Source organism: Tessaracoccus luoxuelianae, assembly GCF_054483915.1.
On record NZ_CM137013.1, the window covers coordinates 1,764,289 to 1,785,464 of the forward strand.

20 protein-coding genes are annotated in these 21,176 nt (G+C 69.7%); 14 read left to right on the forward strand and 6 right to left on the reverse strand.

What is annotated here, in order from left to right; genetic code table 11:
- Nucleotides 1-456: 456 nt before the first annotated feature.
- Nucleotides 457-846, reverse strand: coding sequence for a Rieske (2Fe-2S) protein (locus ACX1D1_RS07835; protein WP_459054222.1), 390 nt, complete (start codon nt 844-846; stop codon nt 457-459).
- 31 nt (nt 847-877) lie between these two features.
- Here ACX1D1_RS07835 and uvrC point away from each other — a divergent pair, with 31 nt between their 5' ends.
- From uvrC to ACX1D1_RS07855, 4 genes are all read left to right on the forward strand, one after another.
- Entirely contained in the window at nt 878-2,797 is a 1,920-nt protein-coding gene (uvrC, locus tag ACX1D1_RS07840) for an excinuclease ABC subunit UvrC (protein WP_182800007.1), read from the forward strand.
- Nucleotides 2,798-2,862: 65 nt separating this feature from the next.
- Entirely contained in the window at nt 2,863-3,453 is a 591-nt protein-coding gene (locus ACX1D1_RS07845; RefSeq protein ID WP_182783071.1) for a biotin transporter BioY, read from the forward strand.
- Entirely contained in the window at nt 3,450-4,145 is a 696-nt protein-coding gene (locus ACX1D1_RS07850) for an energy-coupling factor ABC transporter ATP-binding protein (protein ID WP_459054223.1), read from the forward strand. Before ACX1D1_RS07845 ends, ACX1D1_RS07850 begins: the two co-directional genes overlap by 4 nt.
- On the forward strand, nt 4,142-4,765 hold the full coding sequence (locus ACX1D1_RS07855) for an energy-coupling factor transporter transmembrane component T family protein (RefSeq protein ID WP_459054224.1): 624 nt from the start codon (nt 4,142-4,144) through the stop codon (nt 4,763-4,765). The genes ACX1D1_RS07850 and ACX1D1_RS07855 overlap by 4 nt, the downstream gene beginning before the upstream one ends.
- On the opposite strand, the gene ACX1D1_RS07860 is transcribed toward ACX1D1_RS07855, so the two are convergent.
- Nucleotides 4,762-7,269: a thioesterase domain-containing protein gene (locus ACX1D1_RS07860; protein WP_459054225.1), complete on the reverse strand. Its 2,508-nt coding sequence runs from the start codon at nt 7,267-7,269 to the stop codon at nt 4,762-4,764. The genes ACX1D1_RS07855 and ACX1D1_RS07860 overlap by 4 nt on opposite strands.
- Nucleotides 7,266-8,567, reverse strand: coding sequence for an SWIM zinc finger family protein (locus tag ACX1D1_RS07865; protein ID WP_182783067.1), 1,302 nt, complete (start codon nt 8,565-8,567; stop codon nt 7,266-7,268). The genes ACX1D1_RS07860 and ACX1D1_RS07865 overlap by 4 nt, the downstream gene beginning before the upstream one ends.
- Nucleotides 8,568-8,639: 72 nt before the next feature.
- Here ACX1D1_RS07865 and rapZ point away from each other — a divergent pair, with 72 nt between their 5' ends.
- The 8 genes from rapZ to ACX1D1_RS07905 all read left to right on the forward strand — a co-directional run bounded on the left by rapZ (nt 8,640) and on the right by ACX1D1_RS07905 (nt 15,465).
- The gene (gene rapZ, locus ACX1D1_RS07870) at nt 8,640-9,503 is read left to right on the forward strand and encodes an RNase adapter RapZ (protein WP_182783066.1); all 864 of its coding nucleotides are present in this window, start codon (nt 8,640-8,642) and stop codon (nt 9,501-9,503) included.
- Nucleotides 9,500-10,447 (forward strand): gluconeogenesis factor YvcK family protein, encoded by a 948-nt coding sequence (locus ACX1D1_RS07875; RefSeq protein WP_459054227.1) that lies wholly within the window; start codon nt 9,500-9,502, stop codon nt 10,445-10,447. Before rapZ ends, ACX1D1_RS07875 begins: the two co-directional genes overlap by 4 nt.
- Before the next feature lie 33 nt (nt 10,448-10,480).
- Entirely contained in the window at nt 10,481-11,464 is a 984-nt protein-coding gene (gene whiA, locus ACX1D1_RS07880) for a DNA-binding protein WhiA (protein ID WP_182800003.1), read from the forward strand.
- Nucleotides 11,465-11,585: 121 nt separating this feature from the next.
- On the forward strand, nt 11,586-12,581 hold the full coding sequence (gene gap / locus ACX1D1_RS07885; RefSeq protein WP_459054228.1) for a type I glyceraldehyde-3-phosphate dehydrogenase: 996 nt from the start codon (nt 11,586-11,588) through the stop codon (nt 12,579-12,581).
- A gap of 100 nt (nt 12,582-12,681) precedes the next feature.
- On the forward strand, nt 12,682-13,896 hold the full coding sequence (locus ACX1D1_RS07890; protein ID WP_182783062.1) for a phosphoglycerate kinase: 1,215 nt from the start codon (nt 12,682-12,684) through the stop codon (nt 13,894-13,896).
- A complete protein-coding gene (tpiA, locus tag ACX1D1_RS07895; RefSeq protein WP_459054229.1) occupies nt 13,896-14,675 on the forward strand; it encodes a triose-phosphate isomerase in 780 nt (259 codons plus the stop codon). Before ACX1D1_RS07890 ends, tpiA begins: the two co-directional genes overlap by 1 nt.
- Nucleotides 14,676-14,807: 132 nt before the next feature.
- Nucleotides 14,808-15,068, forward strand: coding sequence for a preprotein translocase subunit SecG (gene secG / locus ACX1D1_RS07900; protein ID WP_370585751.1), 261 nt, complete (start codon nt 14,808-14,810; stop codon nt 15,066-15,068).
- A 40-nt stretch (nt 15,069-15,108) separates the two neighbouring features.
- Nucleotides 15,109-15,465 (forward strand): RNA polymerase-binding protein RbpA, encoded by a 357-nt coding sequence (locus tag ACX1D1_RS07905; RefSeq protein ID WP_182783060.1) that lies wholly within the window; start codon nt 15,109-15,111, stop codon nt 15,463-15,465.
- 24 nt (nt 15,466-15,489) lie between these two features.
- On the opposite strand, the gene pgl is transcribed toward ACX1D1_RS07905, so the two are convergent.
- From pgl to zwf, 3 genes are read right to left on the reverse strand one after another with little or no spacing between them, the layout of a single operon-like run.
- The gene (gene pgl, locus ACX1D1_RS07910) at nt 15,490-16,221 is read right to left on the reverse strand and encodes a 6-phosphogluconolactonase (RefSeq protein WP_459054230.1); all 732 of its coding nucleotides are present in this window, start codon (nt 16,219-16,221) and stop codon (nt 15,490-15,492) included.
- Nucleotide 16,222: 1 nt separating this feature from the next.
- Nucleotides 16,223-17,125 (reverse strand): glucose-6-phosphate dehydrogenase assembly protein OpcA, encoded by a 903-nt coding sequence (locus ACX1D1_RS07915; protein ID WP_182783058.1) that lies wholly within the window; start codon nt 17,123-17,125, stop codon nt 16,223-16,225.
- A gap of 11 nt (nt 17,126-17,136) precedes the next feature.
- On the reverse strand, nt 17,137-18,666 hold the full coding sequence (gene zwf, locus ACX1D1_RS07920; protein WP_220489349.1) for a glucose-6-phosphate dehydrogenase: 1,530 nt from the start codon (nt 18,664-18,666) through the stop codon (nt 17,137-17,139).
- A gap of 111 nt (nt 18,667-18,777) precedes the next feature.
- Between zwf and ACX1D1_RS07925 the strand changes: the two genes are divergently transcribed.
- Together ACX1D1_RS07925 and ACX1D1_RS07930 are read left to right on the forward strand one after the other, a co-directional pair.
- Entirely contained in the window at nt 18,778-19,704 is a 927-nt protein-coding gene (locus tag ACX1D1_RS07925) for a heme o synthase (RefSeq protein WP_182783056.1), read from the forward strand.
- Between the two features lie 130 nt (nt 19,705-19,834).
- Nucleotides 19,835-21,160 carry a DUF4921 family protein gene (locus ACX1D1_RS07930; protein ID WP_459054232.1) on the forward strand — a complete coding sequence of 442 codons (1,326 nt, stop codon included), beginning with the start codon at nt 19,835-19,837 and terminating at the stop codon, nt 21,158-21,160.
- The last annotated feature ends 16 nt before the right edge of the window (nt 21,161-21,176 follow it).

Genomic DNA, 21,176 nt, shown 5'->3' on the forward strand with positions numbered 1-21,176 from the left:
GCCTGTCCTATATCTGGCCGCCGGCGCTGTAGCGCTGGCGGCCAGACTTACCGCAGGCGCCAGTTGGTCGCCTGTCTTGCGTTTGGTCGCCTGGCTCGTGTCTCGGTGCCTGCGCTACAGCGCAGGCGCCCACCAGACGCCTGTCCTATATCTGGCCGCCGGCGCTGTAGCGCTGGCGGCCAGACTTACCGCAGGCGCCAACGCTGCCGTCCTTCACCCTCGCGTCGTCTTCCAATGTGCCCCGCAGCTGTCGCCGTCGCCTGGCTGTCACTTCTGGGTAGTCGACACCAGAAGTGACGGTCAGCGCTCGTGCCTCCAACTTCCTCCCGCTAAACGTCAGAGGTGGTGCCGTAGTCGACACCAGAAGTGACATTTAGGCTGTCGGACCCCGTCGATCGGCTCGCAGGGCGTCCCAACCCCGACAGCGCGGGGGTATTCCCGGTCCGCCGCGTCGGGTCAGGCGGTGACGATCAGGTCGGTGCCCGATTCGGTGAGGGTGGCGCGCACCAGCGGGTCCGTGGCCGGGCCCTGAAGCGGAGTGCCGTCGAGGAGCGCGAACAGCGAGCCGTGGCACTTGCAGAAGATGCCGTCGTCGCGCACGTCGGAGACCGTGCAGCCCTGATGCGTGCAGCGCGACGAGAAGGCGAAGTACGAGCCCTCCTCGGGCTGGGTGACGACGAACCCGCCGTCGAGCACGAGGCCGCCGCCGACTGGCACCGAATCCTTGGCCACCGTCACCTCGTCGGCGGGGGCCGAGCTGGACGACGTCTCATCCGCCGCACATCCGGCCAGGAGGGCAGCGGCGATGGCGGCGCCGCCGGCGATCAGCTCTCTCCGCGTGGTCATGGCCTCAGCCTACGCACCTACACTTGCGCGCATGGCCGATCCCGCGAGCTATCGCCCCCCACAGGGCAGCATTCCCACAGGTCCCGGGGTCTACCGATTCTTCGACGCGTTCGGCAATGTCATCTACGTTGGCAAGGCCAAGAACCTGCGCCAACGCCTCAACTCGTACTTCGCTGACCCGTCGGCGCTGCACTTCCGCACTCAGACCATGGTCCGCACAGCCGCCAAGGTGGAGTGGACCGTGGTGGCCAACGAGCTTGAGGCGCTCCAGCTCGAGTACACCTGGATCCAGCAGTTCGACCCGCGGTTCAACGTCAAGTACCGCGACGACAAGTCCTACCCGTGGCTCGCGGTCACCATGAGCGACGAGTACCCGCGCGTCTTCGTGGGCCGCGGTGCCAAGAAGCGCGGCACCCGCTACTTCGGGCCCTTCGGCCAGGCCTGGGCCATCCGGGAGACGGTGGACCTTCTCCTGCGCGTCTTCCCCATGCGCTCCTGCACCCAGGGCGTGTTCAACCGCGCCCGTTCCTCGGGCAGGCCGTGCCTGCTGGGAGACATCGGCAAGTGTTCGGCGCCCTGCGTGGGGCGGGTCTCTGCAGAGGAGCACAGGGCCGTGGCGGAGGACTTCTGTTCCTTCATGGGCGGAAACACCGGTGGCATCATCGGCCGGATCGAGCGCGACATGTACGCGGCGTCCGCCGAGCTCAACTTCGAGCGGGCGGCGGTCCTGCGGGATTCGCTGGGGGCGCTCAAGCGGGTGCAGGAGAAGAACTCGGTGGTGCTGGCCGACGGCACCCGTGCGGACATCGTCGGGTTCGCCGACGACGGGCAGCAGGTGGCGGTGCAGGTCTTCCACGTCGTCGACGGGCGCATCCTGGGGGAGCGCGGCTGGATCGCGGACCGCGCCGACGACACGGAGCTCACAGAGCTGCTGGAGGTGTTCCTCGAGCAGGTCTACACCGACGACCTTGAGATCCCGCCGCACATCCTCACCTCCGTGGAGGCCGAGGACACCCTCGTCGAGCACCTGAGCGCGCGGCGCGGGGCGCGCGTCAGCATCAAGGTCCCTCTCCGCGGCGACAGGCGGGCGCTGCTGGACACGGCGGTGAGGAACGCGGAGATGGCGCTCGCTCAGGCCAAACTCCGGCGCGCCTCAGACCTCACGACCCGCAACATGGCTCTCGACGAGATCGCCGACGCCCTCGGGCTGTCCGAGCCGCCCCTGCGCATCGAGTGCTACGACATCTCCCACACCATGGGCGAGGAGGTGGTGGGCTCGATGGTGGTGTTCGAGGACGGGCTTCCCCGCACGAGCCAGTACCGGCGGTTCATCATCAAGAGTTTCGAGGGCTCCAACGACGTGGCGGCCATCAGCGAGGTGCTTCAGCGGAGGCTCCGCCGCCTGGTCGACGACCGCGCCTCGGAGGTCAAGGTGGACGCCACCACGGGCGAGGCGGCGAAGTTCTCCTATCCTCCGGCGCTGATCGTGGTCGACGGCGGCCTCCCGCAGGTCAACGCCGCCGCGGCCGCGCTGGCCGCGGCGGGGCTCGACGGTGAGATCGCGCTCTGCGGCCTGGCCAAGCGGCTCGAGGAGGTGTGGGTGCCGGGGGAGGAGTACCCGGTGATCCTGCCCCGGGCGTCGGAGGGGCTCTACCTCCTCCAGAGGCTGCGCGACGAGGCCCACAGGTTCGCGATCACCCACCACCGGTCGCGACGGGCCAAGCAGGTCGTCGAATCCGTCCTCGACGACGTTCCGGGCCTGGGCGAGCTGCGCCGCAAAGCGCTCCTCACGTACTTCGGAAGTCTGCGCAAGCTGCGGCAGGCCAGCGTCGACGAGATCGCCGCCGTCCCCGGATTCGGACCCCGGCTCGCGCTCACCGTCAAGGCGGCGGTGGCCGATACGGGCGGCGAGGCCATCAATCTCACCACCGGCGAGGTGACCGAGACGTGAGCCGATTTGAACAACGTTCAAACTCTGATGCAGGATGGGGCGACACCTCACCACAGGAGCCCTTCATGAGCGCCACCACCGCACCAACTGTCCGCAGCTTCGCCCCGGCGGACCTCGCCTACGTCGCCGTCTTCGCGGCGCTGATCGCAGCCCTCGCGCTGACACCGCCCATCCCGATCGGAAGCCTGGGCGTGCCCATCACGCTGCAGACGCTCGGCGTCGCGCTTGCCGGGCTCTGCCTCGGGGCCTGGCGCGGCGCCGCCGCGGTTGGGCTGTACCTGCTCGTCGGCCTCGCGGGGCTGCCGGTCTTCTCCGGGGGGCGCGCCGGCCTCGCCGTGCTGGTCGGCCCCACCGGCGGCTACCTCGTGGCCTTCCTGTTCTCGACGTTCGCGGTGGGCCTCGTCGCCCAGTGGGCGGTCCGCCGCGGTCTGAGCAGGTGGACGCCCGTGCTGTTCTTCCTCGGTGTCTTCGCCGCCCGGGTGCTGATCATCTGGCCGCTCGGCGTGGCGGGCATCGCGCGCGCGGTCGGCAAGCCCATCGGCGAGATCTGGCTGAGCGACCTGGCCTTCTGGCCCGGCGACATCCTCAAGGGAATCGTTGCCGCCGTCATCGCGTTCGCCGTGCACAAGGCATTCCCGAGGCTGCTCGGCCGATGATCAGCCTGCGCGGGGTCACCGTCGTCATCCCGGCCGTGCGCCGGGGCGACGCCGACCGCGTGCTCCTCCATCCCCTCACCCTCGACCTCGCCGAGCCGCGCATCGCGCTGGTCGGCGCCAACGGATCGGGCAAGTCCACCCTGCTGCGTCTCCTCAACGGCCTCCGGCGTCCGACGGTTGGCACGGTCACCGTCGACGGATTGGACACCGTCAAGGAGGCCAGGGCGGTGCGTGCGCGGGTCGGTTTCGTCTTCACCGACCCGCTCGCCCAACTGCTGATGTCGACGCCCATCGAGGACGTCGAGCTCAGCCTCCGTGGCCGGATCAGGGGTCGGGCCGAGCGGAACCGCCGCGCGCAGGAGATGCTTGACGCCCGTGGGCTGGGGCACCTGGCGCACCAGAGCATCTACGACCTCAGTGGCGGCGAGCGTCAACTCGTCGCGCTCACCAGCGTGCTTGCGGTGGACCCCGCGATCCTCGTCGCCGACGAACCCACCACCCTCCTCGACCTTCGCAACCGCCGAGCGCTGAGGCGGACGTTCGCCGGACTCGAACAGCAGATCATCTTCTCCACCCACGACCTCGACATCGCCGCCGATGCGGACCGGGTGATCGTGGTGCACGAGGGCCGCGTCGTGGCCGACGGAGTCCCCGCCGAGGCGCTCGCGGCCTACGAGGCGGTGGTGGTGTGAACGCGCACGCGTCCTTACTGGGGCTCTACGAGCCAGGGGAGGGCTGGTTGTTCCGGCTCGGCACGGGGGCCAAGTACCTGCTTCTTCTCGCGGTGACCATCCCTCCGCTGGCTGCCGGCACATGGTGGGTGACGGCCGCCGCTCTGGCGGTGGTGCTGGGGCTGTTGTGGAGTTCTGGCGTGATGCCGTCGCGTGCTCTGCGCATCGGTTGGGTGCTCTGGTTCCTGCTTGCAGCGATGGTCGGGTACCACCTCGTCACCTTCAACCCGTCCGGTGCGGTGGTGCAGTCCGGCAACATCCTCGTGGCGGTCCTGGCGGCGCGGATGCTCACCCTGACCACGTCGACGCCGGTCCTCATGGACGCGCTCGGCCGGGCGCTCACCCCGCTGCGATGGCTGAGGATCCCGCCTCAGCAGGTGGCACTCGCCGTCGCCCTGATGATCCGCTCAGTGCCGTACCTCATCGGCTCCATCGATGACGCGCGTGACGCCGCGGGCGCGCGGGGTCGCGATCGCAACACGATGCTCCTGCTGACGCCTGTCGTGGTGGGGGCCGTCGCCTACGCGGAGCGCACAGGCGAAGCCCTCCACGCGAGGGGCCTCCCCGAGGACGGTTCCTAGCCGGCCCCCGTGCCACCACGGAGCACGTCGCGCAGGCGTCGCGCCTCTGTGGCGATCCGGCTTCGACCCGGGCGTTCGGCCACCTCGTCCAGCCCGGGAACCTCGCCTCCTGCACCGATGGCCAGCGCAGCCTCCGCGGCCAGGCCCACCAGATCCGCCGCCCCGGCACGTTTCGCGAGGCCTGTGGGGAGCCCGAGCGCGAGCACCTGCCGGAGCACGTCCCAGACGTACTCGTTTCCGGCGACGCTGGAGCCCGCCACGTCGCGCAGGTGTGCGTGCCAGCGAGGCAGCTTGACCTGGTGATGGGGGACGAGCCTCGCCCAGGCGGCGCCCGCCGCGTCGCCGGTGATCTGCCCCGTCGCCAGCAGGCCCAGGGTGGCGTCGGTGGCTCCCGCCCGGGCCGGGATCTGATCGCTCGACGCTCCCAGGGCGAGCAGCGTTGCCGTCACGGGACCGGTCGGCCCCTGCTGGTGGGGGAGGAGGGCCAGCAGCGGGGTCTGTCCCCCCATCCAGAAGGCGACGGTGCGGAGGAGATACGCGGCGAGCAACTCCCGCTGTGTGGGGAAGAGCGCCACCTCGGGCAGCTGCGTCGACAGGTCGTACCTGTCCAGTGCCGGCAGGTCCCCCCAACTGGCCAGCACCTTTCCGCCGCGCCTCCTCGCCCCGGGCCAGGAACCTCTCAGGCGGACTTCCTCACCGGCGCCGCGTTCCCGCTGGACGTTCTGCAGAGCCAGGACCGGAGGCTCCAGCTTGTGCCCCAGCTGCGCCGACAGCCACGCCGCATCGGGGCCGCCCACAGCCGCGATCCGGGGGGCCAGGTCGGCGGAGTGATTCAGGGGGAGCCGGAGCCAGGCGACCTCCAGGTCGGTGGCGGGGACCCGGCGCCGCTCGGACAGCGCACGCTCGAGGCCCGCGATCACGGCGTCAGGGTCGACCAGGCCGGAGGCGTCCCGGGGGAACGACACCAACGGCGCGGACGTGCCGGCGCGGACGGCGGCCAGGACGTCGTCGGCCCGCTCGCCCTGTCCTCGCGTGATTCCGTTGCGTCGCGTGCCAGGCACGGAACCCAGGAGCCTCCCGAGGAGGCCGGGTGCCGGTCTGGTGAGGCCGTCGATGAGGAGATCGGTCAGCCCCCAGCCGGGACGGTGCTGCGAGAGCTCCGCCCTCTGCTCCCGGGTGAGCCGGGCGCCGAACGCGGCGACGCCATTGAGGAGGCGCTCGTCGTCGCCGAAGCGCCCCTCCACGCTCGCGATGCGCCGAGCAAGGTCCACCAGCTCATCGCCGGAGGTCACAGGTTCAAGAGGCGGGCAGGCGGGGAGCGGCGGCCGCTCCGGGAGCAGGTCGGACGCGCGCACCGTGGCGCCGCGCACCGTCGCGTCCACGCCCTCCAAGGCCCACGCCACCTCCGCGGATGAGGCGTCGTCGACGGGGCCCAGGTGCTCGATGAGCGCGAGAGCCTTTTCCTGGACGGCCCGCTTGGGGTGGCCCAGTCCGACCGTGGCCGCTCGAACGACCTCCGAGACGGCTGCCGGCTCCCGTGCCGCGAGGAGCCGCAGCCAGGAGAGCGCCGCCTGGGGCAGCGAGGTGTCCGCGCGGGACAGCAGTCGGGCACACGCGTCGGTGAGTGTCGCGGCGACGAGGTGCTCCTCCGCGTCCATGGCTCGGACCGACCGCAGGGCGCGAGCGGCGACGAATCCCTGCCGACTGTCCAGGAGTGCCAGATAGTCGCGCAGCAGGGGGCGCAGCTCAGCGGGGTCAGGAGCCAACTCCTCGAGGATCCACACCAGAACGCGCAGGTGCGGCTGCATCCCGCCGCGGATCAGGGCGGCGACCACCCGACGGTGCAGCTCGGCGCGGTCCAGCGCGCCCCAGGCGGCCCAGGCCGCGGCGATCTCGGCCCAGCGCCGCTCCCGGCCCTTGGCGTGGGGATTCACCCAGTCGGCCACGACTGCGTCGTGCAGGCGATCCGACTCAAGGGCGCGCAGCAGCAGGTGTGGCAGCGCGGGATCGACGGCGAGCTGCGCCGCGGCGTCGAGCCGCGGATCCTGCCTCCGCAGATAGTTCAAGGCGTAGTCCGGCGTGTCCAGGTGGCTGAGGCCGCAGCGGTCCAGCAGCGCGTCGACCACCTGCCACGGCACCTCCGCGCGCCCAGTCTCGGCGCTCACGCTCACGGTGGTCAGCAGAACGAGAAGCTTCGGCAGCCAGCTCACCCGCCGCTCCAGGATGACCTGAGTGCGGACCGGGTGGTCGCCCCCGCGCAGCACGCTCGCCGCACCCTCCGCCGACGGCGTGGTGGCGAGCCGCGCGGTGTCAAGGGCGAATTCCCCCACCGGTCGCGCCGGTCGGCGTCCGGTGCGCCAGTACTCGGAGCGCTCCTTCTGCAGAGCGCGAAGGAACGGGCGGACCTGCTTTCGATCCGCCTCGGAGGCGCCGGTGAACGCCGAGGCGACAGCGGCGGAATCGTCGCTGCGCAGGGCTGCCTCCAGCCGCCGCAGGTCGATCATCGTGTGAGCTCCACGGCCAGCGTATGCTTGCAGGGGCCGCGATGGCCCTCGTAGCGGGTCCACCACGGGCAGGTGCAAGCCCATCCATCGCCGTGACGGCGCAGCCGGTAGAGCGTGCCGTCGGAGTCGACGACAGCACGATCACCCTCCCACGTCACGGCGCCCGCGGCGACGAGCCGCTGGGCGCCGACGAGCCGGGGGTTCCGACGCGCAGCCGCTGCCGAGTCGTACGGCAGCTCGCGGTGGAAGTAGGTGCTCTCTGCCGTATCGAAGCCGACGCGCCCCGACGTGCCCAGCAGCGTGAGTGCGCGGACCACCCGCGACTCGTCCCAGCCGAGCGCGAACGCCACTGTGTCGGAGGCTGCACCGGGGGTCCATGCGAGTTGCTCCAGCACGGCGTCGGCATCCTCCGGGTCTCCCGCGGCCAGGTCCGTCAGGACAGCCCCTTCCCCGCTGAATCCGCGTGGGACCTCGGGGGAGATGGTCAGGGTCAGCCGGGCCGACCGAAGGACCAGCTCCCATGCGCTCGCTGTCGGGGACGCGTCGGGGGACTCAGGCGCGTGGACCCGCAGTGCGGTCGCCCAGCGCAGCAGCGGCTGCAGCTCGGTCAGGCGGGCGACGCCGTCGAGGTGGATCGCGCCTGGCGAGGCGACGGCGGAGACCCGCAGCGACCGACCCGAGGGGACGATCCAGAGGCGGCGGCCGTCGCGCGGAAGTGACCGGAGGAACCGGAGCGCATCGGCCGGCCCCACCTCCGCACGAAGTCTCATGGAGGAGGCCGCGACCGAGGCCTCCCCGAACCCGCGGATCCATCGCTCCGGCAGCTTCACCTTGCGCTCGGTGACCTCCCCGGTGACCGTGGACGCCTTGAGCGAGTCAGCGCCCACCTCGAGCCGAAGCGGCTCGCCCGAGCGCACCGTGGCGAGCGCGTGTCGCAGGGGCTGGTTGACGTCGATGTTCGTTGTCCCCAGCTCGCCGGGCGCTCCGGACAGGGCCTCTGGCAGCAGGTCGAAACGGGCGTAGACCCCGCCGCAGCCAGAGAACGACTCGAACCGCAGGCGCTCCCCGTCGCTGGTGACCACAGGGTCCAACGAACTCCACTCGATCCGCCGGTAATAGCTGGTGGCCGCCACGTCGGCGACGGCGAGGATCCCCCGAGCGCACTGTTCGGCGTCGACGACAGTTCCGGAGAAGAAGTGCGGACTCTCCACCCTCCCGGCGGGCCCGATGCCGGGGCCGGCGGCAAGGGAGACCGAGTGCGGCCCGGCGGTCGACGATGCGGCAGAGGTCAGCGACATGGACCGAGCATAGGGTCCGGGTTCGCCCAGCGTGGGGGCGCTCACTGGCGCTCCGGCTACTAGGCTGACGCCATGACCGATGCCACGCAGGAGATCGCCATCATCACCGGCCTGTCCGGCGCGGGCCGTCGCACCGCAGCTCACACCATGGAGGACCTGGGCTGGTATGTCGTGGACAACCTCCCGCCCGTGATGCTGCCGACGCTCGCCCAGACCCTGCGTGGCTATGGGGTGGTGCGGATCGCCGTGGTGGCGGACGTGCGCTCGCGCGAGCAGTTCGAGCAGTTGCCCGACGCCATCAAGCGGCTGAAGTCCGAAGGGGCCTCGGTGACCAGCGTGTTCCTCGAGGCCGCCGACGACGTGATCGTGCGCAGGCAGGAGTCCAACCGTCGTCCCCTCCCGCTGCAGGGTGGGGACCGGCTCATCGAGGGCATCGACCGGGAGCGGCGGCTGCTCGCCGACCTCCGCGCGGAGGCCGACATCGTCGTGGACACCACGTACCTGTCGGCGCGGCAGCTCACCCAACGGGTGTCGAACCACTTCGGTGACGAGGCGACGGACAAACTGAAGATCGCGCTGATCTCCTTCGGTTTCAAGAACGGGGTGCCGATCGACGCCGACATGGTCTTCGACGTGCGCTTCCTGCCCAACCCCTTCTGGATCCCGGAGCTGCGCCCGAAGTCCGGCCTCAGTAAGGACGTGGCGCAGTACGTGCTCAAGCACGACGCGGCCCAGCACTTCCTGGGGGCCATGCTCAACCTGGTGGAGACGGTTGCCCCCGGATACCTCGCGGAGGGGAAGCGCCAGGTCACCGTCGCCATCGGCTGCACGGGCGGCAAGCACCGCTCCACCTCCATGAGCGAGGAGTTCGCGGTCAGGCTCCGCGAGAAGGGCTTCCCCACCACGGTTCTCCACCGGGACCTGGGCAAGGAATGACCCTTCAGCGGCTTCCCCGAGTGGTGGCGCTGGGCGGTGGACATGGGCTGGCCGCGTCGCTGACCGCCCTGCGGCGTGTCACCGACCGGTTGACGGCGGTGGTGACGGTCGCCGACGACGGCGGCTCGTCGGGTCGTCTGCGTCAGGAGCTGGGTTGCCTCCCGCCCGGTGACCTCCGGATGGCGCTGGCGGCGCTCTGCTCGGACGATCACGTGGGCCGGACCTGGGCCAGTGTGCTGCAGGCCCGCTTCCATGGAGAGGGTCCGCTCGGCGGTCATGCCATCGGCAACCTCCTCATCGCCGGCCTCTGGCAGCAACTCGACGATCCGGTCGCCGCCCTGGACATGGTCGGGGACCTCCTGCGGACCCGCGGCCGGGTGCTGCCGATGAGCTCCGTGCCGCTGGAGATCGAGGCCGATGTGGTGGGGCTGGACCCGATGGCCCCCGACGAGGTGTGCACCCTGTCCGGGCAGGCCACCGTCGCGAAGACGCGCGCCACGGTCCAGTCGGTGAGGCTGATTCCCCACCGTCCCCCCGCGCGCCCGGAGGTGATCTCCGCGATCCGCGAGGCGGACAGCGTGGTGTTGGGCCCCGGTTCGTGGTTCACCAGCGTGATCCCGCATCTCCTGGTGCCAGATCTGGCGCGCGCCCTGCTCGAGACCTCCGCGCAGCGGATCCTCGTCCTCAACATCGCCTCAGCGGAGGAGACCGACGGGTTCTCGGCGTCGCGCCACATCGAGCTCCTCGCCGAGCACGCGCCTGGCCTCACGCTCGACGTGGTGATCGCCGACGGCCGCTTCGCCGACACCGACGAGCACCTCGCGGCCTACGTCCACTCGCTCGGCGGACGCCTTGTCACGGCAGACATCATGGCCCGCGACGGCTCTCCCACGCACGACCCCAACCGGCTGGCCGCCGTGTTCAGTGAGGTCATCGGCGGCTGACGGGCGCTCTGGAGGGTGTGGCAGACTGCCAGCATGGCGCTGACACAAAAGGTGAAGTCCGAGCTCGCGACGGTCGTCGCGCCTCACCCGTCAGTGCGCCGCGCGGAGGTTGCCGCCCTGCTGCGGTTCGCGGGAGGGCTGCACCTGGTGGGGGGTCGGATCGTCGTGGAGGCCGAGCTGGACACCGGCGCCGCGGCCCGCCGTCTGCGCACCTTCATCACCGAGCTCTACAACGTCGAGAGCGATCTGCTCGTGATCAACGGCTCCGGCGTCAGGCGCGGCCCCCGCTACACGCTGCGCGTGGTGCGCGACGGCGAACAGCTGGCCAGGCTCAGCGGCCTGGTCGACCAGCACCGCCGCCCCGTCCGCGGCCTGCCGCCCTCGGTCGTGGGCGGGTCTGTGGCTGATGCCGTGGCCATGTGGCGCGGTGCCTTCCTGGCCCGAGGCTCGCTCACCGAACCCGGCCGGTCGATGGCGCTGGAGATCACCTGCCCCGGCTCGGAGGCCGCGCTCGCGCTCGTCGGCGCCGCCCGACGGGTCGGTGTCGCGGTGAAGGCGCGCGAGGTGCGCGGGATCGACCGGGTCGTCATCCGCGACGGCGACGCCATCGCAGAACTGCTCACCCGCATGGGTGCGGGAGAGACCCGGCTCGCCTGGGAGGAGCGGCGCAAGCGGCGCGAGGTCCGAGCGAGCGTGAACCGCCTGGCCAACTTCGACGACGCGAACCTCCGTCGGTCGGCCCGCGCGGCTGTCGCGGCGAGCGCACGGGTGGAGCGCGCCCTGGAGATCCTCGGCGACGATGCCCCGGAGCACCTGCGGACCGCAGGCGAGCTGCGGCTCGCGCACCGCCAGGCGAGCCTGGAGGAGCTGGGCAGCCTCCACGAACCGCCCCTCACCAAGGACGCGGTGGCGGGCCGCATCCGTCGGCTCCTGGCCACGGCGGACAAGCAGGCAGAGGACATGGGCATCCCCACGACGGAGGCCAGCCTGCCCGCGGATCTCCGCGACGACGAATGACCGCGAAGTAGAGGTCAGGCGAAACTGACCCCCCATCTTCCCTGAAGGCCACAACTGGTTAGGATGAAGGCGTCCACATGCGCTTTTTCGCGCAAGGTAGCTGAAAGGGATCGATTTCCTCATGACCGTTAAGGTTGCAATCAACGGCTTTGGCCGTATCGGCCGTAACTTCTTCCGCGCGCTCGTCGCGTCGGGTGCCGATCTTGATGTCGTCGCAGTCAACGACCTGACCGACAACAAGACGCTGGCCCACCTGCTCAAGTACGACTCGATCCTCGGTCGCTTTCCCGGCGAGATCAGCTACGACGACGACGCCCTGACCGTCGACGGCAAGGAGATCAAGGCCTTCGCCGAGCGCGACCCGGCCCAGCTCCCCTGGGCGGACCTCGGCGTCGACATCGTCATCGAGTCCACCGGCTTCTTCACCGACGCCACCAAGGCCAAGGCCCACATCACTGCCGGCGCCAAGAAGGTCATCATCTCGGCCCCGGCCAAGAACGAAGACATCACCATCGTGATGGGCGTCAACGACGACAAGTACGACGCCGCGGCGCACACGATCATCTCGAACGCTTCGTGCACCACCAACTGCCTCGCCCCGATGGCCAAGGCGCTCAACGACGGCATCGGCATCGTCAAGGGCCTGATGACCACCATCCACGCCTACACCCAGGACCAGAACCTGCAGGACGGCCCACACAGCGACCTGCGTCGTTCGCGCGCCGCCGCCCTCAACATGGTGCCCACCACCACCGGTGCCGCCAAGGCCGTGTCCCTGGTGCTCCCCGAGCTCAAGGGCAAGCTGGACGGCTACGCCATGCGCGTGCCCACCCCCACCGGCTCCGCCACGGACCTCACCTTCGAGGCCGCCCGCGAGACCACCGTCGAGGAGATCAACGCGATCGTCAAGGCGGCCGCAGACGGCCGGTTCCTCGTCTACACCGACGACGAGATCGTCAGCAAGGACATCGAGACGGATCCCGCGTCCTGCGTGTTCGACTCCAAGCTCACCAAGGTGATCGGCAACCAGGTCAAGGTGCTCGGCTGGTACGACAACGAGTGGGGCTACTCCAACCGCCTCGTCGACCTGTCCGTCCTGGTCGGCTCGAAGCTCTGATCCGACTCCCAGTGGTCTGAACGACGGCCCTGTGATCCCCGCGGGGGTCGCAGGGCCGTCGTCGCCCCACCGAACAACACCGACCAAAGAAAGGCTCACTGTGAAGTCTGTTGCAGATCTGGGCGATCTCCACGGCACGCGGGTACTCATCCGCTGCGATTTCAACGTCCCCCTGGACGCTGACAAGAACATCGGGGACGACGGCCGCATCCGCGCCGCGCTCCCCACCCTCAACGCCCTGCGCGACGCCGGCGCCCGCGTCGTAGTCATGGCCCACCTCGGCCGCCCCAAGGGGCAGGTCAACCCCAAGTACTCGTTGGCTCCGGTCGCAAAGCGGCTCGGTGAGTTGCTCGGCGCCGAGGTGAAGCTCGCCGACGACGTCGTCGGCGAGTCCGCCAAGGCCACCGTCGACGCGCTCGCCGACGGCGAGGTGGCCCTGCTCGAGAACGTGCGCTACGAGCCGGCCGAGGAGTCCAAGGACGAGGCAGCCCGCCAGGAGCTCGCCGCCAAGTACGCGGCCTTCGGTGACCTGTTCATCTCCGACGGCTTCGGCGTGGTGCACCGCAAGCAGGCCTCCGTCTACGATGTGGCGAAACTGCTCCCCAACGCGGCCGGCTACCTCGTGGCCAAGGAGGTCGACGTGCTGCGTCGGCTCACCGAGACCCCCGAGCGCCCCTTCGTCGTGGTGCTGGGTGGCGCGAAGGTCGCGGACAAGCTGTCGGTGATCGACAACCTGCTCAAGGTGGCCGACACTCTCGTCATCGGCGGCGGCATGGTGTTCACGTTCCTCAAGGCCCAGGGCCACGAGATCGGTGACTCCCTGCTCGACGAGACCAACCTGGAGACCTGCCGCGGCTACCTGGAGGAGGCCAAGGCCAAGGGCAAGACGATCCTGCTGCCGGTCGACGTGCGCATCGCCGACGGGATGGACTTCGACGCCCGGGAGGTCAAGGGCGACGTGGACGTCGTCTCGGCTCATTCCATCCCCGCCGGGAAGCAGGGCCTTGACATCGGCCCCGAGTCCGAAAAGCTGTTCGCGGACGCCATCACCGGCGCCAAGACGGTGTTCTGGAACGGCCCCATGGGCGTGTTCGAGATCGAGGCCCTGTCGCACGGCACGGCCGCTGTGGCCAAGGCGCTGACCAAGGTCGAGGGTCTCTCGGTGGTCGGTGGCGGAGACTCCGCCGCGGCCGTGCGGGTCCTCGGCCACGCCGACGACGAGTTCGGCCACATCTCGACGGGCGGCGGCGCCTCCCTCGAGTTCCTGGAGGGCAAAGAACTGCCCGGCATTTCCGTTCTGGAGGAGGACAACTGATGACCCGCAAGCCGATCATGGCCGGTAACTGGAAGATGAACGTCGACCACATCGAGGCCACTGGACTGGTGGAGAAGATTCACTACGCACTGCTGGACAAGGACTACGACCCCTCGAAGTCCGAGGCCGTCCTCATCCCGCCGTTCACGGACCTGCGCACGGTGCGCACCCTGATCGACGGCGACCGCCTGCCGTTCCAGCTGGGCGCGCAGAACGTGTCGCAGTTCGACAACGGCGCCTACACCGGCGAGATCTCCACCTCGATGCTCACGAAGCTCGGCGTCAGCTACGTGGTCGTCGGCCACTCCGAGCGTCGCCAGTACTTCGGCGACACCGACGAGATCATCAACGCCAAGGCCGCCAAGGCCCTGGCCGCGGGCATCACGCCGATCATCTGCGTGGGCGAGGGTCTGGACATCCGCAAGGAGGGGCGCCACGTCGAGTACACCCTCGATCAGGTGCGCGGCACCCTGGCCGGTCTGACGGCCGAGCAGGTCGCCGGCCTCGTCATCGCCTATGAGCCCGTGTGGGCCATCGGCACCGGCGAGGTGGCCACCCCGGACGACGCGCAGGAGGTGTGTGGCGCCATCCGCAAGGAGGTCGCCGCGCTCTACGACGAGCCCACGGCCGAGTCCGTGCGCATCCAGTACGGCGGTTCCGTCAAGGCGGACAACGTGGCCCAGATCATGAGCAAGCCGGACGTCGACGGTGCCCTCGTCGGGGGTGCCGCCTTGAAGCCCGATGAGTTCGCGGCCATCGTGCGGTTCTACCAGCTCTGAGAAAAGCAAGCAGGCGGGCGGCGCGGGACGATAGGTCCCGCGCCGCCGGCGTTGCGGCCCACTGCGCCGTCCAGGGCCGGACAGGCGGGGGCGAATGTGGATAACCGGTCGTCGTCGGATAGTCTGTACGGCGTGATTGTCCCCCTCGTGTCTTGGCCGGTGACGACGCTCTCAATCATCGCGATTGTCCTCAGCGTCCTCCTCGCGGCCACCGTCCTCCTCCACAAAAGTCGTGGCGGCGGAATGTCTGATCTCTTCGGCGGCGGCATGTCGACCTCCATGGGTGGAGCGTCGACGGCGGAGCGCCGGCTGGACCGGATCACGGTCGTGTTGTCGCTGGTCTGGCTTCTGACGATCATCGGGCTGCTGGTGCTGTACCGCATCGGCGCCTGACCCGGCACGACCCCTTCATCACGTCTCAAGGAGAACACAAGTGGCAAGTGGCAACGCCATTCGCGGCAGCCGTGTCGGCGCCGGACCGATGGGTGAGGCAGAGCGTGGCGATACCGCGCCGCGGCTCCACGTCTCGTACTTCTGCGCCAGTGGGCATGTGACCCGGCCGGCCTTCGCCGTCGATGCGCCGATCCCCGAGTCGTGGGACTGCCCCCGCTGCGGGCTCCCGGCGAACATGGACGCAGACAATCCGCCGCCGCCGCCGAAGATCACCCCCTACAAGACGCACCTGGCCTACGTGAAGGAGCGCCGCACCGACGCGGAAGCTGCCCAGATCCTGGAAGAGGCCGTGTCCGCCCTGCGCGCGCGCCGCGCCTCCGGCGAGGTCATCTACTGAGTCCCCTGCGGTGCAGCTGCCTGCTCAGAACGGGCAGCTGTACTGCGCAGGAAGGCCGCTCGCGGCGGCGTCATCCAGATACCACAGGGTGACCTTCTCCCCGCGCACGTGAGAGGCGGGAAGCCTCCGATCCCCCTGCAGGGCCCCGGCGACGGCGCCGGCCTTGGCCGCACCGGTGGCCATGATCCACATCTCCGTGGACCTGTTGAGCGCCGGGATGGTGAGCGAGATCCGCTCCGTCGGGGGCTTGGGTGCATCCGTGACGCCGATCACGCTGCGCGTAGTGGGATCGAAGCTCGGGTGCCCCGGGAAGATCGAGGCGACGTGTCCGTCCTCCCCGACGCCCAGCAGCATGATGTCGAAATGGGTGGCACCCAGTTCGGCCTCGTACTCCGCGGCGCACTCGTGCGAGTCCTTCCGCCCGTCCTGCGCGGCCATCATGTGGGTGTCGGCCGACTTGATGGACACGGTTCGGGCCAGCCGCGACACCGCCTGCAGCGAGTTGCGCTCCGGATCCGTCGCGGGGACGAACCGTTCGTCGCCCCACCACAGCTGCAGTTTCGCGGCGTCGAGGTCTGAGCCCACGGCCAGCTCGGCGAAGCGTTCATACATGGCGTTGGCGGCATTGCCCCCGGTCAGGCAGACGTGCACGATCGGCTGGGTGTCCTGAAGCTCGACGAGGCGGTCCAGCAACCGCTGCGCCACCAGGTGGCTCACCTCGTCCGCGCCCGGCATCCGGACCACTCGGGTGTACACCTCAGCGCCCCTCGGCGTCGGCCACGAGACGGCTCGTGGCCGCCTCGAAGATGTCGTCGGCGTCCATGCGTTGCAGTTCCTCGGTCAGGAGGTCCGTCAGCGGCCGGCGCCTGAGTGCGACGGTGCGCTGCGGTTGATGCGGCACCTGGTAGAGGGCGGTGCCCTCCGCCACGCGACGCACCGTGATGTCGCCCTCGAGGGTGGTGAGCCGCACCTCGTTGACGCCGGGCTGGTCGCCGTCACGGCGTTCGACGTGGACGTCGAGCCTGTCGCTCAGCCACGCGGACAGGAGTGTCGCGGGGGCGTTGTCCGGGGCGGCGGAGACCATGGCGCCGATGACCTCGGAGCGCGTCTGGTCCATGGCCGCCGCGAGCAGGGCGCGCCACCGGGTCAGCCGGGTCCAGGTGAGGTCAGTGTCGCCTGGGGCGTGGTTGCGGGCGCGGCGCAGCAGCGCATCCTGAGGGTCGTGACAGCCGGCCGCGTCTGTGATGCGCCGATCGGCGAGGCCACCGATGGGGTCGTCGGCGAGATGGTCCGGCGCCTCGTGCGGCCACCACACGATGGTCGGGGAGTCCGGCAGCAGCAGCGGAAGGCAGATCGAGTCCCCGTGGTGGCGCAGCTCCCCGTGGAGCCTCAACACGACGAGATCCCCGGGAAGGCCCTCGCCCACCTCGATGGTCGCGTCGAGCCGGGCCTGGTCGGCCTCCACGTAGGTCACGAGGATGACCCGCGACGGGTGGGCGGTGGCTGAGGCCTTCGCGGCCTCTAGCACCTCGTCGAAGTGCCCGTCAGTGGTGACGATGAGGAGGGTCAGCACGAGGCCGCTGGCCCCAGCGGTGCGCTTGGCGCTGATGAGGGCGGACGCCACTTCTCGGGACGACGTGTCGGTCAGTTCGATGATCATGACAATCCTCCTCAGGGCCTACGCCAGTTGAAACCGTCACGGGCCAGCATCTCGTATGCGGAGGCGGGGCCCCAGGTGCCGGACGCGTACTGCTCAGGTTGACCCTCGACGGAGGCCCAGTACTCGATCACCGGGTCCAGGATGCTCCAGCTGAGCTCCACCTCCTCCTGCTGCGGGAACAGCGGCGGGTCGCCGAGCAGGACGTCGAGGATGAGCCGCTCGTAGGCCTCCGGGGACGATTCGGTGAACGACCCCCCGTAGCCGAAGTCCATCGACACCTCCCGGATCTCCATCTGGGTGCCGGGGACCTTGGCCCCGAACCGGAGCGTGACCCCCTCGTCGGGCTGGATCCGCATCACGAGGGCGTTGGTTCCGAGCTCCTCGGTATCAGTGGCGGTGAAGGGCAGGTGGGGTGCCCGCTTGAAGCTCAGCGCCACCTCCGTGACGCGGCGGGGCATGCGCTTGGCGGAGCGGAGGTAGAAGGGCACCCCGGCCCAGCGGCGGTTGTCGATGTCCACGCGCATCGCGGCGTAGGTCTCCGTCTTCGAGCCCTCCGGCACGCCCTCCTCCTGCAGGTACCCGATCACGGGCTTGCCGCCCTGCCATCCGGCGGCGTACTGGCCGCGCGCGGTGTGCAGGTCGTATCGCGAGGGGACGCGGGCCGCGGCGAGGACCTTCTGCTTCTCGGCACGCAGCTGGCTGGCCTCGAACGAGGTGGGCTCCTCCATCGCCGTCAGCGCCAAGAGCTGGAGGAGGTGGTTCTGGATGACGTCGCGGGCGATGCCGATCCCGTCGAAGTAGCCGGCGCGGCCACCGATGCCGATGTCCTCGGCCATCGTGATCTCGACGTGGCTGACGTAGTGGTTGTTCCAGATCGGCTCGAACATCTGGTTGGCGAAGCGCAGCGCCAGCATGTTCTGCACCGTCTCCTTCCCCAGGTAGTGATCGATGCGGAACACCTCATGGGGTTGAAACAGCGCTGAGACCACGTCGTCGAGCTCGCGCGCCGAGGCCAGGTTGTGGCCGAACGGCTTCTCGATGACCACCCGGTTCCAGTTGCCTTCGGAGCGCTCGGTCATGCCGTGGCGCCGCAGCTGCGTCATCACCTGCTCGAAGCTCGACGGGGGGATGGACAGGTAGAACGCGTGGTTTCCGCCGGTGCCGCGGGCAGTGTCCAGCTCCCGGATGGTGCCGCGCAGCCGCTCGAACGACTCGTCGTCGTCGAACGTGCCGGAGACGAACCGGATGCCTTCCAGGAGCTGCTCCCACACCTCCTCCCGGAAGGGTGTGCGCGCGTTCTCCTTCACCGCATCGTGGACGACCTGCGCAAAGTCCTGGTCCGCCCAGTCCCGGCGCGCGAATCCCACCAGGCCGAAGCCGGGGGGAAGCATGCCGCGATTGGCAAGATCGTAGACGGCCGGCATCAGCTTCTTGCGGGACAGGTCCCCGGTCACCCCGAAGATGACGAGGACGCAGGGCCCGGCGATCCGGGGGAGCCGTCGGTCCTGCGGATCGCGCAGTGGGTTCTCGTAGCTGTTCATCGTCGCCAACCCTATCCCTGCGAGGGCAGCGGGGGAACGGATCCCGCGCCGCGCTTTGGGTGCCCCCCATCGGGCGAGATAGACTGCCGGGAGCGAAGGTGAGGGAATGAGGTGCATGTGGCGGTCGGCTCTGTCGCTGCGTCCTCGGGGGCCCGCTTCTGGGATGTGGTCAAGGCGTATGTTGCCCTGACCAAGCCGCGCATCATCGAACTGCTGCTCGTCACCACCGCTCCGGCGATGTTCCTGGCGGCCGGCGGGCTGCCGCCGTGGGAGCTGATCGTGGTGGTCATGATCGGCGGGCTGTTCGCCGCGGCGTCGGCCAACACCTTCAATTGCGTGATCGACGCGGACATCGACGAGGTGATGCGGCGCACCCGCCGCCGACCCGTCCCGCGACACCAGGTCTCCACGCGCAACGCGCTGGTCTTCGGTGTCGTGCTCGGAGTCCTTGCCACGCTCGTGCTCGGATTCGGCGCCAACTGGCTCTCCGCCGTCCTGGCGCTCACCGCGAACGCGTTCTACGTGTTCGTCTACACCATGTGGCTCAAGCGCCGCACCTGGCAGAACATCGTGTGGGGCGGCATCGCGGGCTGCTTCCCGCCGCTCATCGGCTGGACAGCTGTGACGGGCAGCGTCGCCTGGCCGCCGCTGATCCTGTTCGCCGTCGTCTTCCTCTGGACGCCACCGCACACGTGGGCGCTGGCCTTCCGTTACCGCGAGGACTATGCGGCAGCCGGGGTGCCGATGCTGCCGGTGGTGTCGACCCCGCCGCGGGTCGCCGCTCAGATCTTCTGGTACACGCTGGCCACCGTCGTGGTGTCGCTGCTGCTGTGGCCCGTCACCCCCACCGGGCCGCTGTACCCGATTGTCGCGGGCGTGCTGGGCGCGGTGTTCCTCGCCGAGGCCGTGGCGCTGTGGCGTAGAGCCAGGGCGGGCGCCGAGGGGCCCCAGCTCAAGGCAATGCGGCTGTTCCACTGGAGCAACACCTATCTGGCCCTGCTGTTCCTCGCGGTGGCCATCGACCCGCTCCTGTTCTAGTGTCCTGCGCCAGAATTCGCTGCGATTGACGGCGCCCCAGCGGCGCCTCGCCGCGTTCTCCTCGCTCGACGAACAGTAGGAGCTGCCGAGCAAGCCTCCGCAGCCCGCCACTGCGCACTATCGTCGGGGGATGCAGCCCTTCGCCCGGGAGCCGGATTACGTCACTGTGCTGCGCGATGGCACCGTCAAGCAGATCAATCCCCTCACCGGCACCGAGGTGTGGACGGTCGCGGGGCGGGCCAACCGCCCGCTCGGCCTTCCCGTCCACGAACCGCGGCCGGTGGATCCCGGGCTGCACGGCCGGCACTGCCCGTTCTGCGAGGAGCGTTACCTGGAGACTCCGCCGGAGAAGTCCCGCGTGATCCTGGGGGAGCGTGGCTGGAAGACGATCTACCGGAACCCCGCGGAGGACCTCTTCGCCACCGTCGCTGAGTTCCGGCGCGTCCCCAACCTGTTCGAGATCCTGAGCTTCGACTACTGGCATCAGAACTACGGGTTCGAGCTGCCGGACCGGGTGCGCCTGCGCCGCGACGCGTACCTTGCCTCAGCCGAGGGCAAGGCTCACGTCCTCAGCGTCATCGGCGCCAAGCTGCGCGCCTCCGGGATGACCGACGCCGAGATCGCGGCCCTCCCCGAGGAGGAGAGGATCGGCCGCGCCTCCGGGTTCTTCGGCGGCGGCCACGACCTCATCGTGGCCCGTCGCCACTTCGTCGACGGGGCCACCGACGACTCCCAGCTCGCCTCGTCCGGGACCCTCACCCCCGACGAGCACGCCCGATTCGTCGCCTACACGATCGAGTCGGCCCGGATGGCCTACGAGATCAACCGGTACGCGCGCTACGTGGCCGTGTTCCAGAACTGGTTGAAGCCCGCGGGCGCCTCGTTCGACCACCTGCACAAACAACTCGTGACCATCGACGAGAGGGGCGCGCACCACGAGGCCACCCTTGCCCGGCTGAGGGGCAACGCGAACCTCTTCAACGAGGCCGGCCCCAACTACGCGGCTCGCCGCAACCTCGTCATCGCCGAGAGCGGCTATGCCGTCGCCTTCGCGGGATTCGGGCATCGGTATCCCACCATCGAGATCCACTCCACCAGCGAGGCCTCCGACCCGTGGGAGCAGCGCGACGACGAGGTGCGGGGGATGTCGGACATGATCCACGCCATGCACGCCGCCACAGGGTCGGCCATCCCCTGCAACGAGGAATGGCACTACCGCCCGATCGACGTCACCCTCCCGATGCCGTGGCGGGTGATGCTGAAGTGGCGCATCTCGACGCTGGCCGGGTTCGAGGGGGCCACGAAGGTCTACCTCAACACCATCGCACCGGCTACGCTGCGTGATCGGGTGGTCAGCGCTCTCCTCGATCTGCGCGGGCGCGGGCTCATTGCCCCGGGCCTGGCGATCGGTTCCGAGGCGCCGGGCCGTCCCAACCCGCTGCGGTACCGCCGCTAGCGAACCGCTGCAGTGT